This window comes from Shimazuella alba (genome assembly GCF_009831235.1).
In the GTDB taxonomy this organism is placed as follows: Bacteria; Bacillota; Bacilli; order Thermoactinomycetales; family Thermoactinomycetaceae; genus Shimazuella; species Shimazuella alba.
The window spans coordinates 86526-103892 of sequence record NZ_WUUL01000010.1; the positions used below are offsets into that span (position 1 = coordinate 86526).

16 protein-coding genes and 3 pseudogenes are annotated in these 17367 nt (G+C 39.7%); 17 read left to right on the top strand and 2 right to left on the bottom strand.

Annotated features, from left to right (window positions below):
- Positions 1-253 precede the first annotated feature (253 nt).
- The 4 genes and pseudogenes from GSM42_RS14635 to tnpA all read left to right on the top strand — a co-directional run.
- Positions 254-490, top strand: coding sequence for a hypothetical protein (locus tag GSM42_RS14635; protein ID WP_160802286.1), 237 nt, complete (start codon positions 254-256; stop codon positions 488-490).
- Positions 475-795 carry a hypothetical protein gene (locus GSM42_RS14640; RefSeq protein WP_160802287.1) on the top strand — a complete coding sequence of 107 codons (321 nt, stop codon included), beginning with the start codon at positions 475-477 and terminating at the stop codon, positions 793-795. Before GSM42_RS14635 ends, GSM42_RS14640 begins: the two co-directional genes overlap by 16 nt.
- Positions 796-878: 83 nt before the next feature.
- Positions 879-1634, top strand: coding sequence for an oxygen-insensitive NADPH nitroreductase (nfsA, locus tag GSM42_RS14645; protein WP_160802288.1), 756 nt, complete (start codon positions 879-881; stop codon positions 1632-1634).
- Positions 1635-1819: 185 nt separating this feature from the next.
- A pseudogene (gene tnpA / locus GSM42_RS20690) lies at positions 1820-2148 on the top strand (IS200/IS605 family transposase); the annotation flags it as partial.
- Positions 2149-2604: 456 nt separating this feature from the next.
- On the opposite strand, the pseudogene GSM42_RS20695 reads toward tnpA, so the two are convergent.
- Positions 2605-2871: pseudogene (locus tag GSM42_RS20695) on the bottom strand (hypothetical protein); the annotation flags it as partial.
- 329 nt (positions 2872-3200) lie between these two features.
- Here GSM42_RS20695 and GSM42_RS14655 point away from each other — a divergent pair.
- The 4 genes and pseudogenes from GSM42_RS14655 to GSM42_RS20700 form a co-directional block, all read left to right on the top strand.
- Positions 3201-3806: a TetR/AcrR family transcriptional regulator gene (locus GSM42_RS14655; protein ID WP_160802289.1), complete on the top strand. Its 606-nt coding sequence runs from the start codon at positions 3201-3203 to the stop codon at positions 3804-3806.
- A 197-nt stretch (positions 3807-4003) separates the two neighbouring features.
- A complete protein-coding gene (locus GSM42_RS14660; protein ID WP_160802290.1) occupies positions 4004-6670 on the top strand; it encodes a phosphoenolpyruvate synthase in 2667 nt (888 codons plus the stop codon).
- The gene (locus GSM42_RS14665; protein WP_160802291.1) at positions 6663-8033 is read left to right on the top strand and encodes an MFS transporter; all 1371 of its coding nucleotides are present in this window, start codon (positions 6663-6665) and stop codon (positions 8031-8033) included. Before GSM42_RS14660 ends, GSM42_RS14665 begins: the two co-directional genes overlap by 8 nt.
- Positions 8034-8545: 512 nt before the next feature.
- Positions 8546-8780 (top strand): annotated as a pseudogene (locus tag GSM42_RS20700) (transposase); the annotation flags it as partial.
- Here the strand turns inward: GSM42_RS20700 and GSM42_RS21410 are convergent.
- Complete coding sequence (locus GSM42_RS21410; RefSeq protein ID WP_420821003.1) at positions 8765-8869, bottom strand: hypothetical protein; 105 nt, start codon at positions 8867-8869, stop codon at positions 8765-8767. The pseudogene GSM42_RS20700 and the gene GSM42_RS21410 sit on opposite strands and share 16 nt — an antisense overlap.
- Positions 8870-9645: 776 nt before the next feature.
- On the opposite strand from GSM42_RS21410, the gene GSM42_RS14675 reads away from it, so the two are divergent.
- The 9 genes from GSM42_RS14675 (at position 9646) to GSM42_RS14715 (ending at position 17330) form a co-directional block, all read left to right on the top strand.
- Entirely contained in the window at positions 9646-9900 is a 255-nt protein-coding gene (locus GSM42_RS14675; protein ID WP_160802293.1) for a YlmC/YmxH family sporulation protein, read from the top strand.
- Between the two features lie 76 nt (positions 9901-9976).
- A complete protein-coding gene (dpsA, locus tag GSM42_RS14680; RefSeq protein WP_160802294.1) occupies positions 9977-10873 on the top strand; it encodes a dipicolinate synthase subunit DpsA in 897 nt (298 codons plus the stop codon).
- Positions 10870-11472 (top strand): dipicolinate synthase subunit B, encoded by a 603-nt coding sequence (locus GSM42_RS14685; RefSeq protein WP_160802295.1) that lies wholly within the window; start codon positions 10870-10872, stop codon positions 11470-11472. Before dpsA ends, GSM42_RS14685 begins: the two co-directional genes overlap by 4 nt.
- A 65-nt stretch (positions 11473-11537) precedes the next feature.
- On the top strand, positions 11538-12575 hold the full coding sequence (locus GSM42_RS14690; protein ID WP_160802296.1) for an aspartate-semialdehyde dehydrogenase: 1038 nt from the start codon (positions 11538-11540) through the stop codon (positions 12573-12575).
- A 13-nt stretch (positions 12576-12588) separates the two neighbouring features.
- The gene (dapG, locus tag GSM42_RS14695; RefSeq protein ID WP_160802297.1) at positions 12589-13809 is read left to right on the top strand and encodes an aspartate kinase; all 1221 of its coding nucleotides are present in this window, start codon (positions 12589-12591) and stop codon (positions 13807-13809) included.
- Positions 13810-13823: 14 nt separating this feature from the next.
- Positions 13824-14699 (top strand): 4-hydroxy-tetrahydrodipicolinate synthase, encoded by an 876-nt coding sequence (dapA, locus tag GSM42_RS14700; protein ID WP_202404941.1) that lies wholly within the window; start codon positions 13824-13826, stop codon positions 14697-14699.
- Between the two features lie 96 nt (positions 14700-14795).
- On the top strand, positions 14796-15989 hold the full coding sequence (locus GSM42_RS14705; protein WP_237446627.1) for an MFS transporter: 1194 nt from the start codon (positions 14796-14798) through the stop codon (positions 15987-15989).
- Positions 15990-16156: 167 nt separating this feature from the next.
- Entirely contained in the window at positions 16157-16327 is a 171-nt protein-coding gene (locus tag GSM42_RS14710) for a hypothetical protein (protein WP_160802299.1), read from the top strand.
- A 721-nt stretch (positions 16328-17048) separates the two neighbouring features.
- Positions 17049-17330 carry a hypothetical protein gene (locus GSM42_RS14715; protein ID WP_160802300.1) on the top strand — a complete coding sequence of 94 codons (282 nt, stop codon included), beginning with the start codon at positions 17049-17051 and terminating at the stop codon, positions 17328-17330.
- Positions 17331-17367 lie beyond the last annotated feature (37 nt).

Genomic DNA, 17367 nt, shown 5'->3' on the forward strand with positions numbered 1-17367 from the left:
ATGAAAATGCAGTGTATAAGTATATTTCTTCTAGGATTATGATAATACATAAAAGATTTATCTTGTTTTTGTAATATATTGAATTTGGATTTTTTAACTTTTATACTAAAGATAAGTGGAATAAGTAGTCGAATTCATTCTATTTTATAAATTTTTTCAACTATTTTCTTCAAGAGAAGCTCCGTTTTTTTAGATGAAGTATTTCTGTTATTTGAATTTAACTTTACAAATAAACAGAGAAGGGTGAGAAAAAATGGGATGTAAATTTGAGAAATTCCAGTTGGTTTTGAAGACAAACCAAGAAAACAAAGATATTGAACTGCATTTGGTGGATGGCGGAACCATCAAACTAACTTTTTTAAATACAGAAATTTTTGATATGGCAAACGGAAGTACATTTGTATTGGGGAGAGCAGTTGATCAGGAAGCAGGCTTTATTGATGAGTTGTGTGTCTATTCCAGTGAGGAAGAACATTGGAAGAAGCAGTAAAGTATCTAGCTTGGCATTTGCTTCATTCGTGTGAAGATACCAATCTCCATGAAAAATTGACGTCGTTTTCTCCCAATGATCGAAAGCAAATTGTCCAACTTATTCAATGGTGCCTACAAAACGGAAAAAAAATCCAAACACTACTCACACAAGCACATCTGAATCAAATTACCTCCATTCTTAAATTTGGAGAAGAGGAAGAAGTAGAGGAGTTTCATTTTCATCTCACCATGTATGTTTTTACATTTGGGTTGGAGAAAATGAAAGGCCAGCTAGATGAGTTACTGGAAACAAAAGAAGATTAACTTTTGTTATCATGGAAAAGAATAAACAGTAAAATGCCACCAATGAGGTGGTTTTTTTTATCATTTAACTTAAGGAGTAAAAAATGAACGAAACTATAAAAACAATATTAGATCATCGGTCCATTCGGTCTTTTCAAGAGAAGGAATTAGCAGAAGATCAGATTAAGTTAATTGTAGAGAGTGCGCAAGCAGCTTCCACGTCAAGTTTTGTACAAGCATACACCATTATTGGAGTAAAAGATCCAATAAAAAAAGCTGAATTAGCAAAACTTGCTGGAAATCAAGCATATGTAGCTAAAAATGGTCATTTTCTTGTTTTCTGTCTAGATTTGCATCGTATACAACTGGCAGCAGCTATGGAAGGAGTAGAAGAGGTTGCTATGTTGGCAAGCTTGAGATCTACTGAGCTTTATACAGTGGGGGTAGTCGATGCTTCCTTAGCAGCTCAGAATGCATCTATCGCGGCAGAATCAATGGGGCTAGGTATTTGTTATATTGGAGGACTGCGAAATGAACTGGATCAAGTATCTGCTTTATTAAAGACTCCAGAATATGTTGTCCCCTTATTTGGTCTGTGTATTGGGTATGTGGATTACCGAACGGATAAGAAACTACGGCTACCCATACCAGCCATATATCACGAAGAAGAATATCTTTCAGACCAGAACATGAAAATGGAATTGGAAAAGTACAACAAAGATATAGCTGCGTACTACAAACAGAGAACAGGAGGTAAACGAGAAGATCGTTGGACTCAGATGATGGCGAAACAGTTGTTAAACGCAAAAAGATTGTATTTAAAATCATATTTAGCTAGAAAGAAACTCACCCTTGAATAAAGAAAGATGTTAGATCCACTAGGACATCTTTCTTTATTCTGGCTTCAGCCAGTTGTGCACGATTTTTGTGCACAACAGAAAATCACCTGCTATGCGGATGAATGACAATTTGGTTATACCAAAAATCTCTTCCTCCGTTAGAATGTAGTTGTTCTGGCTATATTGTAACGAAAGGAAGAGGAGAAATGTTCAAACAAAGCGAATACTTATCCCACACGAAGTGGTTTGTAAGTATCATATTGTTTTATAGACGAAAAGTTCTATACGATCAATATCGGAAGAGTTTACGAGAGATCATTAAAAACGATTATATGCATACAAAGGAGTAGAGATATTAGAAGGTCATATGATGCCAGATCATGTGCATCTTCTATTGAGAATCCCACCCAAAATAAGTATGTCGAGTTTCATCGGGTATTGAAAGGGGAAAAGCGCATAGATAATGTGATGTTCGATAAACATGCAAATTTAAAAATATAAAATTGGAAATCGTCATTTTGGGTCAGAGGGTTACTTGTATTGATAAGAACCTTACACTTTTACAAGTTTTGCTGAATCAACCGCATTGGTAAAATAATAACATGGTTTACTAGACAACAAGAGGATATCCTATCCTATTTAGAATGGCTGGTTACAAAACTAAACTGGCTTGCTTAATGTTTGGATTCAGATAAATATTTTTTTGTGTTAACTCACAGGTGATTTTGTATGGAACCTAAAGCAACGAAAATATCTTGATCATCTTCCCCTTTTGAGAAAGAAAAAGAATTTCAATATAAAGTGAGTAATACAAAACACCTACTATTTACTTAACGTGTAGGTAAATAGTAGATGTTTTGTATCTAGAATATGTCTAAATGTGTGTTTTTTACCGAAATGATTCGTGGACCCCATGCCCCTCAAGTTAATAAGGCCTAGTGACAGGGTTCCTACCAAAGACCGAAAGGACCGAAAAGTAGAAGGTAAGATATTCATTGAAAAGATCGTCATTTGCTTGAGCAGTTAGTTCCAAAGCTTTAATTCTTCTAAACGTGTTTTCTGGGGACTACCTACCTTTGACTAGGCATAATTGTTCTCAATTGATGGAAATAAACCAGTAAGAACATTGCGAGCTTCAGCTAAATCTTCCTGAGTGTAATAATGAGGTCTTTGGTTCCAGACGAGACGTTTTCTAGTATGGATAAACTGATGTACATAACATTGAGTCGTTTTTTACTAAGGTAGTATTTGTGCCTTTCTATGTCATTTGAAACAATTGCCGAACAACCAAATTGTCAGTACAATAACCTTATGAAAGTATGAAAAACTAGACTTGATACCTGTATTTTCTAAAACAATCTTCCAGCCGTGCTATACACCTCTACTTTGCGATCTATGGTAGGAACCCTGTCGCTGTACCTCCTTGCTGTACACAGCTAGCAGTTTTTTAACGGTTGTCTCTGTTGCAGAACCAAAGATTCCATCAATTAACGATGACTATAGTCATTTTCCGTTTTCAGATAAAAGCTGTTTCAAAATTACCTGATCTGAATTAATATAAATAATATGAGGAGAGGAGGATGAACAATGGATCAAGCAGCACATTTACGAATTATCAACACTGCTTTTGAGTTATTTAATGTAAAGGGGTATCGTAGTGTGACTCTGAGTGAGTTGGCAAGCAAGCTAGGAATGAGTAAGAAAACACTTTACCAACACTTTACAGGTAAAGAAGATATCGCCGAAGCAGTAATAACGGAAAAAATGAAACAACTTACCTACCAAATCAATCAATCGAAATCAGTAAGTGATAACCCACTAGCTGAGATAAAGCTCACATTACTGGGAATCAAAAAACAAATCATGATGATTAACCCTTTATTTCTATATGATATTGAAAAGTACATTCCCTCTTTATGGGCCAAGATAGAACGATTTCGCGCAGAAAAGCTTACTTTTATGATCAAACTACTCGAACAGGCTCAGGAGAAAGGTTGGATCAAGTCTATCCAACCCAAATTAGCTGCTCACGTATTTGTTTCAACTGTGCAAACGATTGTTCAACCAAAGTTTTTGAGTCAAAACCACTATTCAGTAGGCGAAGCGCTCGATGCCTTGATTGAAATTTTTTTAACAGGGATTGCCTCATCTATCTATGTTGAAGAAAATGGCGATATTGCAGCTACACCATAATTCGGAGATCGACTTTTTCAGAATAGTATTGACAGTAGGATTCTTTTTATATACTATGGAAACTAATAATAACTAATTAGTTTCCGTGGTACTCTTCAATAATTGATGTATAGGTTTCAAATTTTTTTATAACTAGGAAACCTATAAAAATAATTTAGTTTCTATAGTTTCGTCACTAAGATAGGAGCCGAAAAATAATGGGAAAATTTATTAAGAAGTTTGATGAAATCGATCATTCCATGTTAGGGTCTGTGGGTGGAAAAGGTGCAAATCTAGGCGAGATGGCAAGCGCGGGTTTTCCGATTCCAAATGGTTTTTGCGTCACAACAGAAGCTTATTTAGATCTCATTGCTAACAGTTCTGAGATGAATCATTTATTCGAATCATTATCTGAAGTAAGTGCAGAAGATCAAGAACAAATTCGCGAACTAGGAAAGCGAATTCGCAAGCACCTTACTATGATTAACATGCCTAATGAAATCGCTCAATCGATTATCCAAGCGTGGAAAGATACGGGAGATCAATACGCTTACGCTGTACGATCCAGTGCAACTGCTGAAGATTTACCCATAGCATCATTTGCAGGTCAACAAGAAACATTCCTAAATGTAAAAGGGCAAGAAGCATTACTACATGCAGTACAAGAGTGTTGGGCTTCCCTTTTCACAGATCGCGCTATTACCTATCGAGCCAAAAATGAATTTGATCATCGATCTGTTTACCTGTCAGTAGTCGTTCAACGCATGGTGTTCCCAGAAGTATCGGGGATTATGTTTACTGCTGATCCGATCAATGGTCATCGTCGCACTGTATCGATTGATGCCAGCTTTGGTTTAGGCGAGGCATTGGTTTCAGGATTGGTATCCGCTGATTTATATCAAGTTCGTGATCAAGAGATTATCCAAAAGAAAATTGCCACAAAAAAAATAGCCATTCTCCCTGCTCCCGAAGGCGGTACGATCATAACTGGTCTACCAGAAGAGAAGCAAAATGAACAGTCACTATCGGATGAGTATATTTTGAAGTTAGCTGAGATGGGAAAGCGAGTTGAGTCTCATTATGGATCACCTCAGGATATTGAATGGTGTTTAGTTGATGGAGAGATTTTTATTGTGCAAAGTCGTCCAATCACTTCCCTTTATCCTGTACCAAAAGTAGCAGATGATCATTTGCATGTAATGTTCTCCTTTGGACATCAACAAATGATGACCAATGCGATGAAGCCTTTGGCCCTTTCCGTGTGGAAGATATTATTTCCCTTCGGCAAGGACAAAGTGGGGGAAGAAAGTCGGGCTACATTAGATGCAGGAAGCCGACTCTTTATGGATGTGACTCCTCTCATGTATCTAAAACCTGCACGTAAAATTTTGCCACACGTGATAAGTAATATTGATGTAAGGATCAGTAGCGCATTGAAAGAAGTGGTACATCGAGAATCTTTCCTAAAATCAGCTAAAGTAAATCCAGCTGTTCCCATAACTGTTTTGCGTTTCGTCGGACCCATCCTATGGAATGCTTTTAATAATATGTGGTTTCGTGACCTCAAGAAGCAGCAAGCGGGACTTGTGCAAATGATTGAGGACTCCATAAAGCAAAGTGTGCAAGCACTGGCAAACAAAAGCGGTGTTGAACTCATCGATGCGATAGTTCAGGACGCTTCTCTACTGCTTTATAACCTGTTTCGACATGGACTATCTCGACCTTTGACGGGCATTCTCTCGATGTCTATCTTGAGAAAATTAACTAACAAATGGCTTGGTGAAGAGGTTGATCTGCATTTACTCAACAAATCACTTCCCGGAAATATCACGAGTGAGATGGGGCTGGAAATGGGTGATTTAGCTGATATTGTACGGAAATATCCACAAGTCTACGCATATTTGGAAACAGCAAAAAATGAAACCTTTTTCACTGGTTTAGAAGGAGTTCTAGGTGGAGCAGAGTTTGCCAAATCTTTCCAATCGTTCCTTAACCGATTTGGGATGCGCTGCTCTGGAGAAATCGATATCACGCATCCACGCTGGGAAGAAAAACCGACCCTGTTGGTATCTGGAATATTAAGCCATATTCGCAGTGTTGGAGAAGGTGAGCATCGCAAAAACTTTGCCGAGGGTGAAGTAGAAGCGCAACAGTTTGCAAAAGAACTTATCTCAAAGGTAAGAAAAACTCCTTTTGGATCGATGAAAGCAAAAATCATCTCTCGACTGATCTATGATTTTCGCAACTTAATGGGGATGCGTGAACATCCGAAATATTCCATGGTTCAACATATTACCCTGTATAAAAAACACATTTTGCAAGAAGCAGAGAGATTAGTGAAGCAAGGAACGCTTTTAGAAGCAGAAGATATTTATTACTTCTCATTGCCTGAACTCAAAGATCTTCTGCAAGGTAAATTGACTTCCGTACAAAAGTTAATCCAGCAACGTAAAGATCAATTTAAGATTGATGAAAAACGCATACCACCTCGCGTGATGACTAGCGAAGGAGAAATCGTGGAGACAGCTGCCGAAAATGCGTTAGCCCCAGAAGGTGCACTCATCGGCACTCCTGTATCAAGTGGACAAGTAGAAGGATATGCACGAGTTGTACTGAAACCAGAAGAAGCCAAGCTACACAAAGGGGAAATCCTCATCGCACCGTTTACCGACCCTGGCTGGACACCCCTGTTCCACTCTGCTAGAGGCTTGGTGATGGAAGTAGGCGGCATGATGACACATGGTGCTGTGGTAGCTAGAGAATACGGAATTCCCGCAGTTGTTGGGATTGATCAAGCAACTACTAAAATCCGTGATGGTCAATATATTCGCGTCGATGGAACCAACGGTTTTGTAGAGATTATTGAGGATAAGAATCATGAATAAATCCAATTACCTTGCATTTACAGGTGTTTTAATGGCCACCTTTGTCAATATGCTTATGCAAACGCTAGTAGCAGCTATTCTCCCCCAAATAGTTCAAGATATTGGGGGGGAAGCACTATATGGGTGGGTGTTTAGTAGTTTTTTGCTCATTTCCACCATCACCATTCCTTTGTTTGCCAAACTAGCTGATCAATATGGATATAAACAGTGGTTTTTAATCGGGATGGTGCTTTTCTTGGTCGGAGCATTCGTATGTGGCATCGCCAGCTCTATGCCTCTCTTTCTTACGGGTAGAATTATTCAAGGAATAGGTGTTGGAGCGATCGGCCCTGTGACAATTGCTTTAATTAGTCATCTATTTTCAATCGAAGACCGTGGTAGGGCGATGGCTCTCTATGCTATAACACAAATTGGAGCCAATATTTCGGCACCGCTGATGGGTGGATGGATGGCCCAAACGTGGGGTTGGTCGTACGCGTTTTATGTAGCCATTCCCTTTGGAATCTTATCTAGTCTATTGATTATTTTATTTTTACCTCAAATAGAAGTACAACAATGTGTAGAACATAAACATAAATTTGATTGGTTAGGGGCCCTTCTCTTAGGAGGAACGATTGCACTCTTTATTCAAGGATGTACGATGTGGGGAAAAAGCTATTCTCAGCTCATGTATGCCACGTTTCTATTTAGCTTGATGATGGGCATCATCTTTGTTTTGCAACAACGGAAACACGAAAATCCAGTGATACCCACAAAATTAATTAAAATTACAAATATCCGCCTTGCCAATGCCAGTGCTTTTCTAATTGGATTTTTAATGTATGGATTGATTGTGATATTACCGTTGTACAGCTCGGTCAATAAAGGAGATCGAATCTCAATATTACAAGATAAGCTTCTAGTTTCTTTAATGTTAGGATTCGGTTTAGGTGCAATTCTATCAAGCTGGTTGATAAAAAAAGTCTCATTCAAAATCTTAGCTATGATTGGTTGGTTCCTGATATTAATAGCTTGTGGTGGGTTGACGTTTATCAGCCTTCACAACATCATGAATCTAGTGACATTTGGGTTGATACTATTGGCTGGATGGGGAATAGGTACATTGATACCTACTTTCTTACTCCCAGCGCAAAATGCAGCTCCTGCTAGTGATCAAGCTGTTGTAGGTGGAATTGTTCAACTGAGCCGTAATAGCGGTGGGGCGGTTGGTATTCCCATCTTAACAACAATCCTCACTCTACCTAATCCTTTTTTTGGCGGATCAAATGGCTATAGTTTCGTTTTTTTTCTTCTCGGACTCTGTACAGTAGTCGGCTTCTGTATTGGCACACAATTTACAACAACTAAGAAGAAACAAGCATAAAATTGAATGAAGACTCCTTAATGGATCTCCTTTAGTCTATTCAAACCAAGTTCGGACAGATCGGCTCGAAAGCAGATTGAGCTCCATATTAATGGTGGACATAATCTGCTTGGTATTCATGTCGTTTGTCAGGGCTGGACTAAAATTCAATCGATGAAGCTCCCCATAAGGGCCGTGTCCGTCCATTCCAGAAATATCAGGATGTTATTGATGAAGCGATTAAAGAAGCCCCAGACATGCCCATAAAGCTAAGAAGGGCATATTTTCAATAGTCTCTTACGAATTGATCTACCTAAAAATCTAGTATTATTTTTATAAAGGGAGTGCTAAAAATGGTTAAAAGAGTAAATCTATTAGAAAAGTTTTCTACGATTCATGAGTTTTTTATTTCAAAGATTAATTGGCGAAGTTTGGATCGTCTACACTTATCTGGACAGAAAAATAAGGTCACGTACACTTAACTTAAACCAGATGAGGAGAGTTCAATATGAAACGTCGGACATTCACGTAACCGACTTACCAATGTTCAAGTGAAGAAAAGACGAAAAGATCAGACTTACAAAGAGAAGAAGAAAGGGAGAAGGTATTTCGAAAATAGCAAGCAGTTAACCGAAATCAACATCTATATTACCAATATTGTCTGAGAGATCATTTTTCAAAGAACGCGTTCACGAGCTCTATTCTTTGCGGTGGCAAGTGGAGGTCGTATTCAAAACTTGGAAATCGTTTTATCAGCTGGATCGGTGCAAATTATCGAATGGAACATGCTCTGTAATATGGGCATTATTCACAAGCAAATTTATCGTCCCGAATCTCTCCACAATTCTATCAATCATTTCTTCTACTTCCTTGTCTTGAGACACATCCGTTTGCCGAAAAAGTAGTCAGACATATACAGCTATTTATAGAAACTTCTGTTTTTTATCCTAAAAACAATAGTGGACGACTGAACAGCAGCGTAACCTTATATCAAATAACACATAAATAAAAAGTGCAAAAAACGTATGAAATAATTCTTCCATACGTTTTCTTTGTATGAACATATATTATTATCTGAGCCCAAACATCTATTTGGAGGCAGTTGTTCAGATGTACTCCATTGAGGAGGACATCTACAGGAAAATGCACTTGATAATCGAAGGAGTTTCCCTTCGGGTCAACAGAGTCGGCTACCGTTCTGGTCGAGGTGGGAGCGAATCACGGTGCCGTCGGATTCGATGAGGTGCTCGTTTTTTGTTGTCGACGTAGTAGGACAGCCCCGTGTGGAGTCTTTGATTCACGTTTAATTTCCAGAAAGATTTACATGACTATAGATCAATGGAGTCAATGCCTGATTCGCAAGAAGGTCATATCTGACCATCTGATCGTATTGTTGTTTAATTAATTTCCCATTGAATCGACCGTGAATCGAAGTATCTAGTTCATTGATCAGCTATTTGAGGCTTTGTGGCAAAGGAAAAGTGGAAAGCTAGTGCCTTCAGACGCTAGCCAGTAACAAAGCCTTATAGGCCTGAACAAACCACCTGTCAAACGATTGTTCATGATTTGCATTCTTATTGCTACTTCTGAATCATACTTTTGTCCCATAATCTAAGGATAAGAGGTGATCAATATGCGTTGGAGTCATTTTATTGAGAGAGAATGCGTCAATATGGATACAGGAGAGAAGTTAGGAACCTTTCATCGTTCCGATCTCGTTATTGATCCAGGTACAGGACAGATAAAAACGATCTTACTTCCAATAGGAAGCTCAATTTTTCGTCGTAAAACTGCAGAAATGTCATTAAGTTGGTCAACGATACAAAAAATTGGACCAGAATTAATTCTTATTCAACAACGATCTTATACGACGGAATCAGAAGGATGAAAAAATAGGCAATTGGGTAACCGTCAAAGCCCCAAAAGAATATAGTGCAAACATGTGGGGAAAGGGGTTTGAACGGATGCTGACAGATAAACATTTTATCTTCATCGGTGGAGATGCTAGGCAACTTGAAGTGATAAAAAGCTTTATAAAGATGCGAGCAAATATAACACTTATCGGATTTGATAACCTACAAACTCCATTGAGTGGAACGATGCAAAAGGAATTTGAACCAGCTATTTTAGCAAGAGCGGATGTAGTAGTCCTTCCCGTTATCGGCACAGATGATAAAGGGGAAGTCAGTAGTATTTTTACCACCAAGACACTTATTTTGACAGAAGAGCATATGAAGGCATTACCAAGTCATGCGACCATATTTACGGGGTTGGCTAGACCATATCTTAAAAATTTATGTTCCAAATATCAAGTTACTGTAACAGAACTGATGGCAAGAGATGATGTTGCCATTTACAACTCCATCCCAACGGTAGAAGGCGCTATGATGATGGCGATTCAAAACACAGATATTACCATTCACGATTCCAATACTCTTGTATTAGGTCTAGGAAGAGTAGGAAGTACACTTGCCCGGACCTTACAATCTATTGGGGCACGTGTGAAAATGGGAATATCTAATTCTGCTGACTATGCAAGAGCTTTTGAGATGGGATTAACACCTTTTTATTTACAAGAATTAGAGGAATATGTGGAAGATGCTGAACTTATCTTTAATACGATACCAGCCCAAATACTTACTGCTACAGTCTTAGCCCGTGTTCGTCATGATGTGGTGATGATTGATATTGCTTCAAAACCTGGTGGAATTGATTACCATTACGCAGAAAAAAGAGGATTAAAAGCGATTTTGTGCCCTAGTTTACCTGGCATCGTAGCACCAAAGACAGCTGGCCGAATTCTAGCTGCCACCATCCGTCAGTTGATGATGGAAGAGATGGCCAAGGAGGTAGGACAATGAGTTTAGAAGGAAAAACAATTGGTTTTGGCTTAACTGGCTCTCATTGTACGCATGATGAAGTACTCCCACAAATGAAACGCCTTGTCTCTCTAGGTGCAAATATTATTCCGATTATGTCTCATACGGTTGCAAATGTAGATAGTAGATTTGGAACCGCAGAAGATTGGAAGCGTAAAATAACAGATATAACTGGTCGTCAGCCATATACAACTGTTCAAGAAGTGGAACCGTTAGGACCGTCGGGTCTTTTAGACTGTTATGTAGTAGCTCCTTGCACAGGAAATAGCATGGCACGCCTAGCAAACGCATTGACGGATGGACCTGTTCTGATGGCTGCGAAGGCTATGATGCGAAATCATCGTCCAGTTATTTTGGCAATTTCTACAAATGATGCACTAGGATTAAATGCTGCAAATTTAGCAAAATTACTTGCAGCGAAAGATATTTATTTTGTTCCATTTGGGCAAGATGCACCTGAAAAGAAACCAAAATCGTGTGTTTCTCGCATGGAATTGATCCCTGATACATGTGAAGCTGCAATGGAAGGAACACAACTTCAACCATTACTAGTTGAAAAATACCGTTACTTCCCTTCATAATAGGAAAGAGCTATAATTTTAGTCCCCTAAAGGGGACTTACCCTTATTTGTAGGAGGAGAAAGTTGTGACTTATACTGTAGCTGTAGTAGGGGCGACTGGAGCAGTTGGACAACAAATGATAAAATCCTTGGAAAAACGTAATTTTCCAGTTGGGAAATTGATACCTTTGGCTTCTTCTAGGTCAGCAGGTGGAACTGTTAAATTTCAAGGAAAGGCAGTTACCGTATTAGAAGCTACCCCAGATGCATTTGAGGGTGTTGATATTGCCTTATTTAGTGCTGGTGGTGGGGTGAGTAAGTTTCTCGCTCCAGAAGCAGTGAAACACGGTGCAATTGTCATAGATAATTCTAGTGCATTTCGGATGGATGAAAATGTCCCTTTGGTTGTTCCAGAGGTAAATCGTGAAGCTTTAACGGATCATCAAGGAATCATTGCCAATCCTAATTGTTCTACGATTCAAATGGTCGTTGCATTGAAACCATTACAAGACCAATATGGATTAGAACGGATTATTGTCTCCACCTATCAAGCAGTTTCGGGTGCTGGTTCCCAAGCTATTGAAGAATTAAGAGCACAAGCAGCTGCTATGTTAGTAGGGGAAGAACCAGTTTCCAACCTCCTTCCAGTTGGAAAATTGGATCAACATTATCCCATTGCGTTTAATGCCATTCCACAGATTGATGTTGGTTTAGAAAATGGGTTTACCTTTGAAGAGATGAAAATGGTTCATGAGACGAAAAAGATATTAGGTGATGACAGCCTTGGTATTACACCCACATGTGTAAGAATCCCTGTATATCGTGGACACAGCGAATCTATTTATGTAGAACTAAAAGAGAACTATCAATTGTCAGAAGTACGTTCTTTACTTGAAAATTTCTCAGGAATTATCGTGCAAGACGATATCGAACAACAAGTATATCCGATGCCAATCGATGCTACAGATCATGATGAAGTTTTTGTGGGCAGATTGCGAAGAGATTTAGCACATCCAAAAGGGCTCAACATGTGGGTAGTATCGGATAATCTGTTAAAAGGAGCTGCTTCCAATGCAGTTCAGATAGCAGAGGCATTGATAGAGGATCACTTGATAAGAAGATAAGAAGGGGTAAAACATGAAAGTAATCGTACAGAAGTTTGGTGGCACTTCTGTTGCAACATCTCAGATGAGAGAGCGTGTTTTGTATCATATTCAAACAGCTCTCTCGGAAGATTATCAAGTTGTTGTAGTAGTTTCAGCCATGGGTAGAAGAGGAGAACCATATGCTACAGATACTCTATTGGAGTTGACACGTGGAGAGCAATTGGAAAACCTGTCATCAAGAGAACAAGACCTGCTGCTAAGTTGCGGAGAAATTATATCCGCTAGTGTCTTGAGTAGCTTACTAACCCATCATGGAATCGAAAACTGTGTACTCACTGGTGGACAAGCGGGCATTATTACGAATAACCAATATAACAACGCTCAAATTGTTTCTTTAAATCCAAAGCGACTTCAAGATGAACTAAACAACGGAAAAGTTGCTATCGTTGCAGGGTTTCAAGGGCAAACTGCTGATGGAGAGATCACGACATTAGGCAGAGGCGGAAGCGATACCACGGCGACTGCTTTGGGAGTAGCCCTCCAAGCGGAATATGTAGACATTTTTACTGACGTCGATGGTGTCCTCACTGCTGACCCACGAATTGTGGAAGAGGCTGCTTCCCTTGAAATGGTGACTTATACGGAAATGTGCAATCTCGCCTTTCAAGGAGCGAAAGTAGTACACCCAAGAGCAGTAGAAATTGCCATGCAGACGAATGTGCCGATCCGAGTACGTTCTACCTTATCTGATGGGATTGGAACACTTGTCGTAAGTCGACCTGAACGATTAGGATTAGCGGAAATATCCGATCGTCTTATTACAGGTATCACCCAAATGCCGAATGTTACTCAAATCCGTATCCCTACAAATTCCGATCATCTCGACTTGCATTTGGATGTTTTCCGAAAGATGGCATCACAAGGTATAAGTGTTGACTTTATCAGTGTGACACCTAGCAGTATCGCTTATACCGTGAGTGATCCACTCGGAGATTTAGCCAAATCTTTACTTGTAGAGATGGGATTAGAGCCAGAACTTTATCCAGGATGCGCAAAAGTTTCTGTCGTTGGAGCAGGGATAGCAGGTGTTCCGGGAGTGATGGCAAAAATTTTAGAGGCGCTCACAGAAGAAGATGTAAAAGTGCTCCAATCAGCAGATTCTCATACGACGATTTGGGTGCTTGTTTCTGGAGAAAATATGGTAAAAGCAGTTCGAGCACTACATCGTAAGTTTGAATTGCATAAATATTAATGGGGGTTGAAATCATGTTATTTGGTCGCCTGCTAACTGCGATGTGTACTCCATTTACACCAGATGGCGAGATTGATTGGGAAGCACAAGCATCTCTCATTGATCACCTCATTCAAACGGGAACTGAAACAATTGTTGTTTCTGGTACAACAGCAGAATCTCCTACTTTAACAAAAGAAGAAAAACTAGCATTGTTTTCTTTTGCCATCAAACAAGCTGCAGGAAGAGCAAAAGTTATTGCTGGTGTTGGAAGTAATAACACAGCAGAAACCGTTCAATTTACACGGTTAGCATCTGAGACGGGTGTAGATGGTGTTATGGTGGTCACACCTTATTACAATAAACCTTCACAAGAAGGCATTTATCAGCACTCAGTAGCTGTTGCAAATGCGACGACACTGCCAGTCATGCTCTACAATGTACCTGGTAGAACAGGTACAAATATGACAGCTGATACGATGGTCCGTCTAGCTCAGATAGAAAATGTAGTTGCTATCAAAGAAGCGAGTGGTAATATTTCACAAATAACCAAAGTGATCGCTTCTGTTCCTGATGATGTGGTAGTTTACTCAGGAGATGACAGTATGACGCTTCCGGTATTAGCCGCTGGCGGAGATGGAATTGTAAGTGTTGCAAGCCATTTGGTTGGTTTGGAAATGAAAGAAATGATCGATTCCTATCTCATTGGAGATGTTCAAAAAGCTGCTAAATTACATCAGAAGTACCAAGCCGTTTTTGAAGGGATTTTCCTCACTTCCAGTCCATCACCACTTAAATATGCATTATCAAAAAAAGGATTGGTGAATCCTACCGTTCGGTTACCACTTGTGGAAATGACCGATAAGGAAAAGCAACAAGTGGATAATTGGTTTTATGAACTTGTTCAATAGCAATGTGGAAAGATCCGTAAATTTCGGGTCTTTTTTTTGCAATTAGACTGAAAATTAATTAAAATACATGAAAGACATACCTCTACCTTTGGAGTTATGATGGATCGCAAACGATCCCAAGTATCAATCAGAAAACTAGTCGGGCTTATCCTATTGATCGTTGGGCAGGTCTTCGCCGTCGCAGCGATTCAAGATGTGATTGCCCAAGCTTTGCACATTTTGTTGAGTGCAGAAAGTGCAAGTGTTGTCATGACTTCATACATGGCAACCGTTATGCTTGGCAGTCTTTTTTTCGGAAGGCTGATCGACAAAGTAGGTGAGAAAAGACTACTTCTGTGGAGTTTGCCATTTATGGCAGTAACGCTCTGCGGCTATCCTCTTGCACAAAGTACATTTTCCCTTACTTTGGTGCGAGTATTGCATGGGATCTCTTACGCTCTCATGGTGAGTGCTATCTTTCTTGTCACGAGAAGGAGTTTTTCATCTAAGAACCAAGCTCGTGCCAGTGCTTTTGTCTCTACTTGCATGTATTTGGGTTCTGGCATTGCCTTGTCAGTCGGAGTGTGGATCGCCAAGAAACCCTATCTCTGGGAAGTTGTCATCGCTCTTGGCATTAGCTCTGTGCTCTTCATGTACACCGGACTGGCTCTTTTGGCTAGGCATAAGCAGACCTTTCTACAGAATGAGAAAGGTTTGGATCATAACGTTCTGACTGCATATAACATCAGAAGGATGATGAACAAAGAGGCATTCTTTCTTGCTCTTCCAGGAATAGGAGTATCATCCGCCTATGCTTCATTCCTTGCATGGATCGCTAGTTACTGGGTAAACGAGCCAGGATTGATACTAAGTGTGGCAACAGCGGGGAATGCGGTGGTTGCATTGACATTCATGCCTCGGTTGGCTAGTAATGCAAAGGGATATTTCCCTCTTATGGTGGGCAGCAATCTGACTATGATCATTTCTTTTTTCGTGATCTGGTTGGCACCACCAAAGCCCTTCATGTTGCTAGCTGGTATTTTGGTTGGCATTTCCATCTGTGGCGTTAATCTTGGGATTACAGAGGAAATCAGCCGGAAAATTAATTATAATCAGCATGGGTCTGCCTATGCTACTTCTGGTTTCACTAGGCAACTAGGTGCTGTAATTGGGACAGGTTATTCAAGTCTCATGTGGGGTTACTTAGGTACTGCGATGTGGCTCACAGTGATCCCGCTGCCTTCTATGGCGCTCGTGACACTTCTTTTGATGAAGAGAAAAGATAGAAAAAGAAAGCCGCCAGCAAGGTGATCTTGTGACAAATCGCTCACAACAGAAGGTATGTCTCCATGCTTGCTGAGAATGGACACGATGAGACCTTTTAATCATATAAGAAGTTGCAAAGACTCCTGAAAGAGAAAGGGAGTAGGCAGATTCCTTCTCTAAATGGAGTTTACGCGGAAAAGATTGCATTCTTCATGAGGCTGAAAAATCTTTATCGGACATTGAAGCTTCTCGTGAAGGTAAAACAAGAAACACTGCCTCTGTTGATCGACGACTCTATTGAGAAGGCGAAAGAGGTGCTCTTGCAGCTTTCGAGGGAAACCGAGTATCACGGAATAGAAGAAGTATATCATTCACACAAATAAGTCATTTTCATTTTTGGCTCTTCGAAGTTAGTGTAGAAAAGCTTCACGCAGGTTTGGTAGAGAGCAATTAAATCAAATCGGCTGAAGCTGAAACTTTCACAAAAAAAATAGTTTGGATTTACTTTAGGCGATCCAACTTCTTGGGTTTGTGGATCTCCAAGAAGTTTTGGAGTTATATGAAAAAGAACCACAAAAGACTGTCAACGCTTAAAAAAGTGTTTTGGCAGATGCCCTCTCTCATGTAAATGGGCGGGGGCTGGTCGTTTTTTAGGTGAAATCAGAAAAAATATGTATGTTGGCTAATATAAAATGGCATCTCCTGTTTTTTAGCAACAGTTAGTCATGGGATAGTCAGCGTTGCAAGCCATTTAGCGGGACTCGATATGAAGAAATGATGGATGATTAACCAAGCTGGGATTATGGACAAAAGCTGCAAAACTCCATAGACTCTATCAAACATTCTTTGAAGGGATTTTCTTCCTTAAGTCTCTCACCTTTGAAGTGAGGGTTAGCGAAAAAATAACTCATGAATTCTACCGTTCGTTTGCCGTTTCAAAAGCTGATGCTTGTAGTGAGATAGTGAATTAAGCCTCTTTACGGGTCTTTTTATTTTGAGTGAAGGATATAAATTTTGATTAGGAAAATTAATAAAAAATATAATTGTATATCTATTCCTTGATATACTATAATTATTATGTCAGAACTAGTGAAAAGAGGAGACATGACCCTTCCATTCGACAACAATACTTCTGTTCGGAATCTGCTTGGAGAGGTTTTTCGAGCCAATCCTGAACTGAAGGATATTGGTGGCTGGATTCTAGAGCGCAGTGGTGGGAAGCAACGACGAAAGCGCCTGAATCGAAATGTAAATGCCCTCGTTGCTGCAATCGAAGACCTCAACAAAATGATGGAGCGTGTTGCAGAAGGGAGTAGCACTTATAACAAGCTGGTGGAAGTGAAGAAGCACATCGAACAGTCGATGAACAATCGCCTCAATTCCTAGTTCACCTACGATACTGAACATATAGTTTAGTTTGATC

Coding starts and splice junctions, on each gene's coding strand:
- dapG (WP_160802297.1), top strand. CDS start 12,589: ATGAAAGTAATCGTACAGAAGTTTGGTGGCACTTCTGTTGCAACATCT.
- GSM42_RS14660 (WP_160802290.1), top strand. CDS start 4,004: ATGGGAAAATTTATTAAGAAGTTTGATGAAATCGATCATTCCATGTTA.
- GSM42_RS14665 (WP_160802291.1), top strand. CDS start 6,663: ATGAATAAATCCAATTACCTTGCATTTACAGGTGTTTTAATGGCCACC.
- nfsA (WP_160802288.1), top strand. CDS start 879: ATGAACGAAACTATAAAAACAATATTAGATCATCGGTCCATTCGGTCT.
- GSM42_RS14635 (WP_160802286.1), top strand. CDS start 254: ATGGGATGTAAATTTGAGAAATTCCAGTTGGTTTTGAAGACAAACCAA.
- GSM42_RS14685 (WP_160802295.1), top strand. CDS start 10,870: ATGAGTTTAGAAGGAAAAACAATTGGTTTTGGCTTAACTGGCTCTCAT.
- GSM42_RS14675 (WP_160802293.1), top strand. CDS start 9,646: ATGCGTTGGAGTCATTTTATTGAGAGAGAATGCGTCAATATGGATACA.
- GSM42_RS14715 (WP_160802300.1), top strand. CDS start 17,049: ATGACCCTTCCATTCGACAACAATACTTCTGTTCGGAATCTGCTTGGA.
- GSM42_RS14705 (WP_237446627.1), top strand. CDS start 14,796: ATGATGGATCGCAAACGATCCCAAGTATCAATCAGAAAACTAGTCGGG.
- GSM42_RS21410 (WP_420821003.1), bottom strand. CDS start 8,869: ATGATTGATAGAATTGTGGAGAGATTCGGGACGATAAATTTGCTTGTG.
- GSM42_RS14655 (WP_160802289.1), top strand. CDS start 3,201: ATGGATCAAGCAGCACATTTACGAATTATCAACACTGCTTTTGAGTTA.
- dpsA (WP_160802294.1), top strand. CDS start 9,977: ATGCTGACAGATAAACATTTTATCTTCATCGGTGGAGATGCTAGGCAA.
- GSM42_RS14710 (WP_160802299.1), top strand. CDS start 16,157: ATGAGGCTGAAAAATCTTTATCGGACATTGAAGCTTCTCGTGAAGGTA.
- dapA (WP_202404941.1), top strand. CDS start 13,824: ATGTTATTTGGTCGCCTGCTAACTGCGATGTGTACTCCATTTACACCA.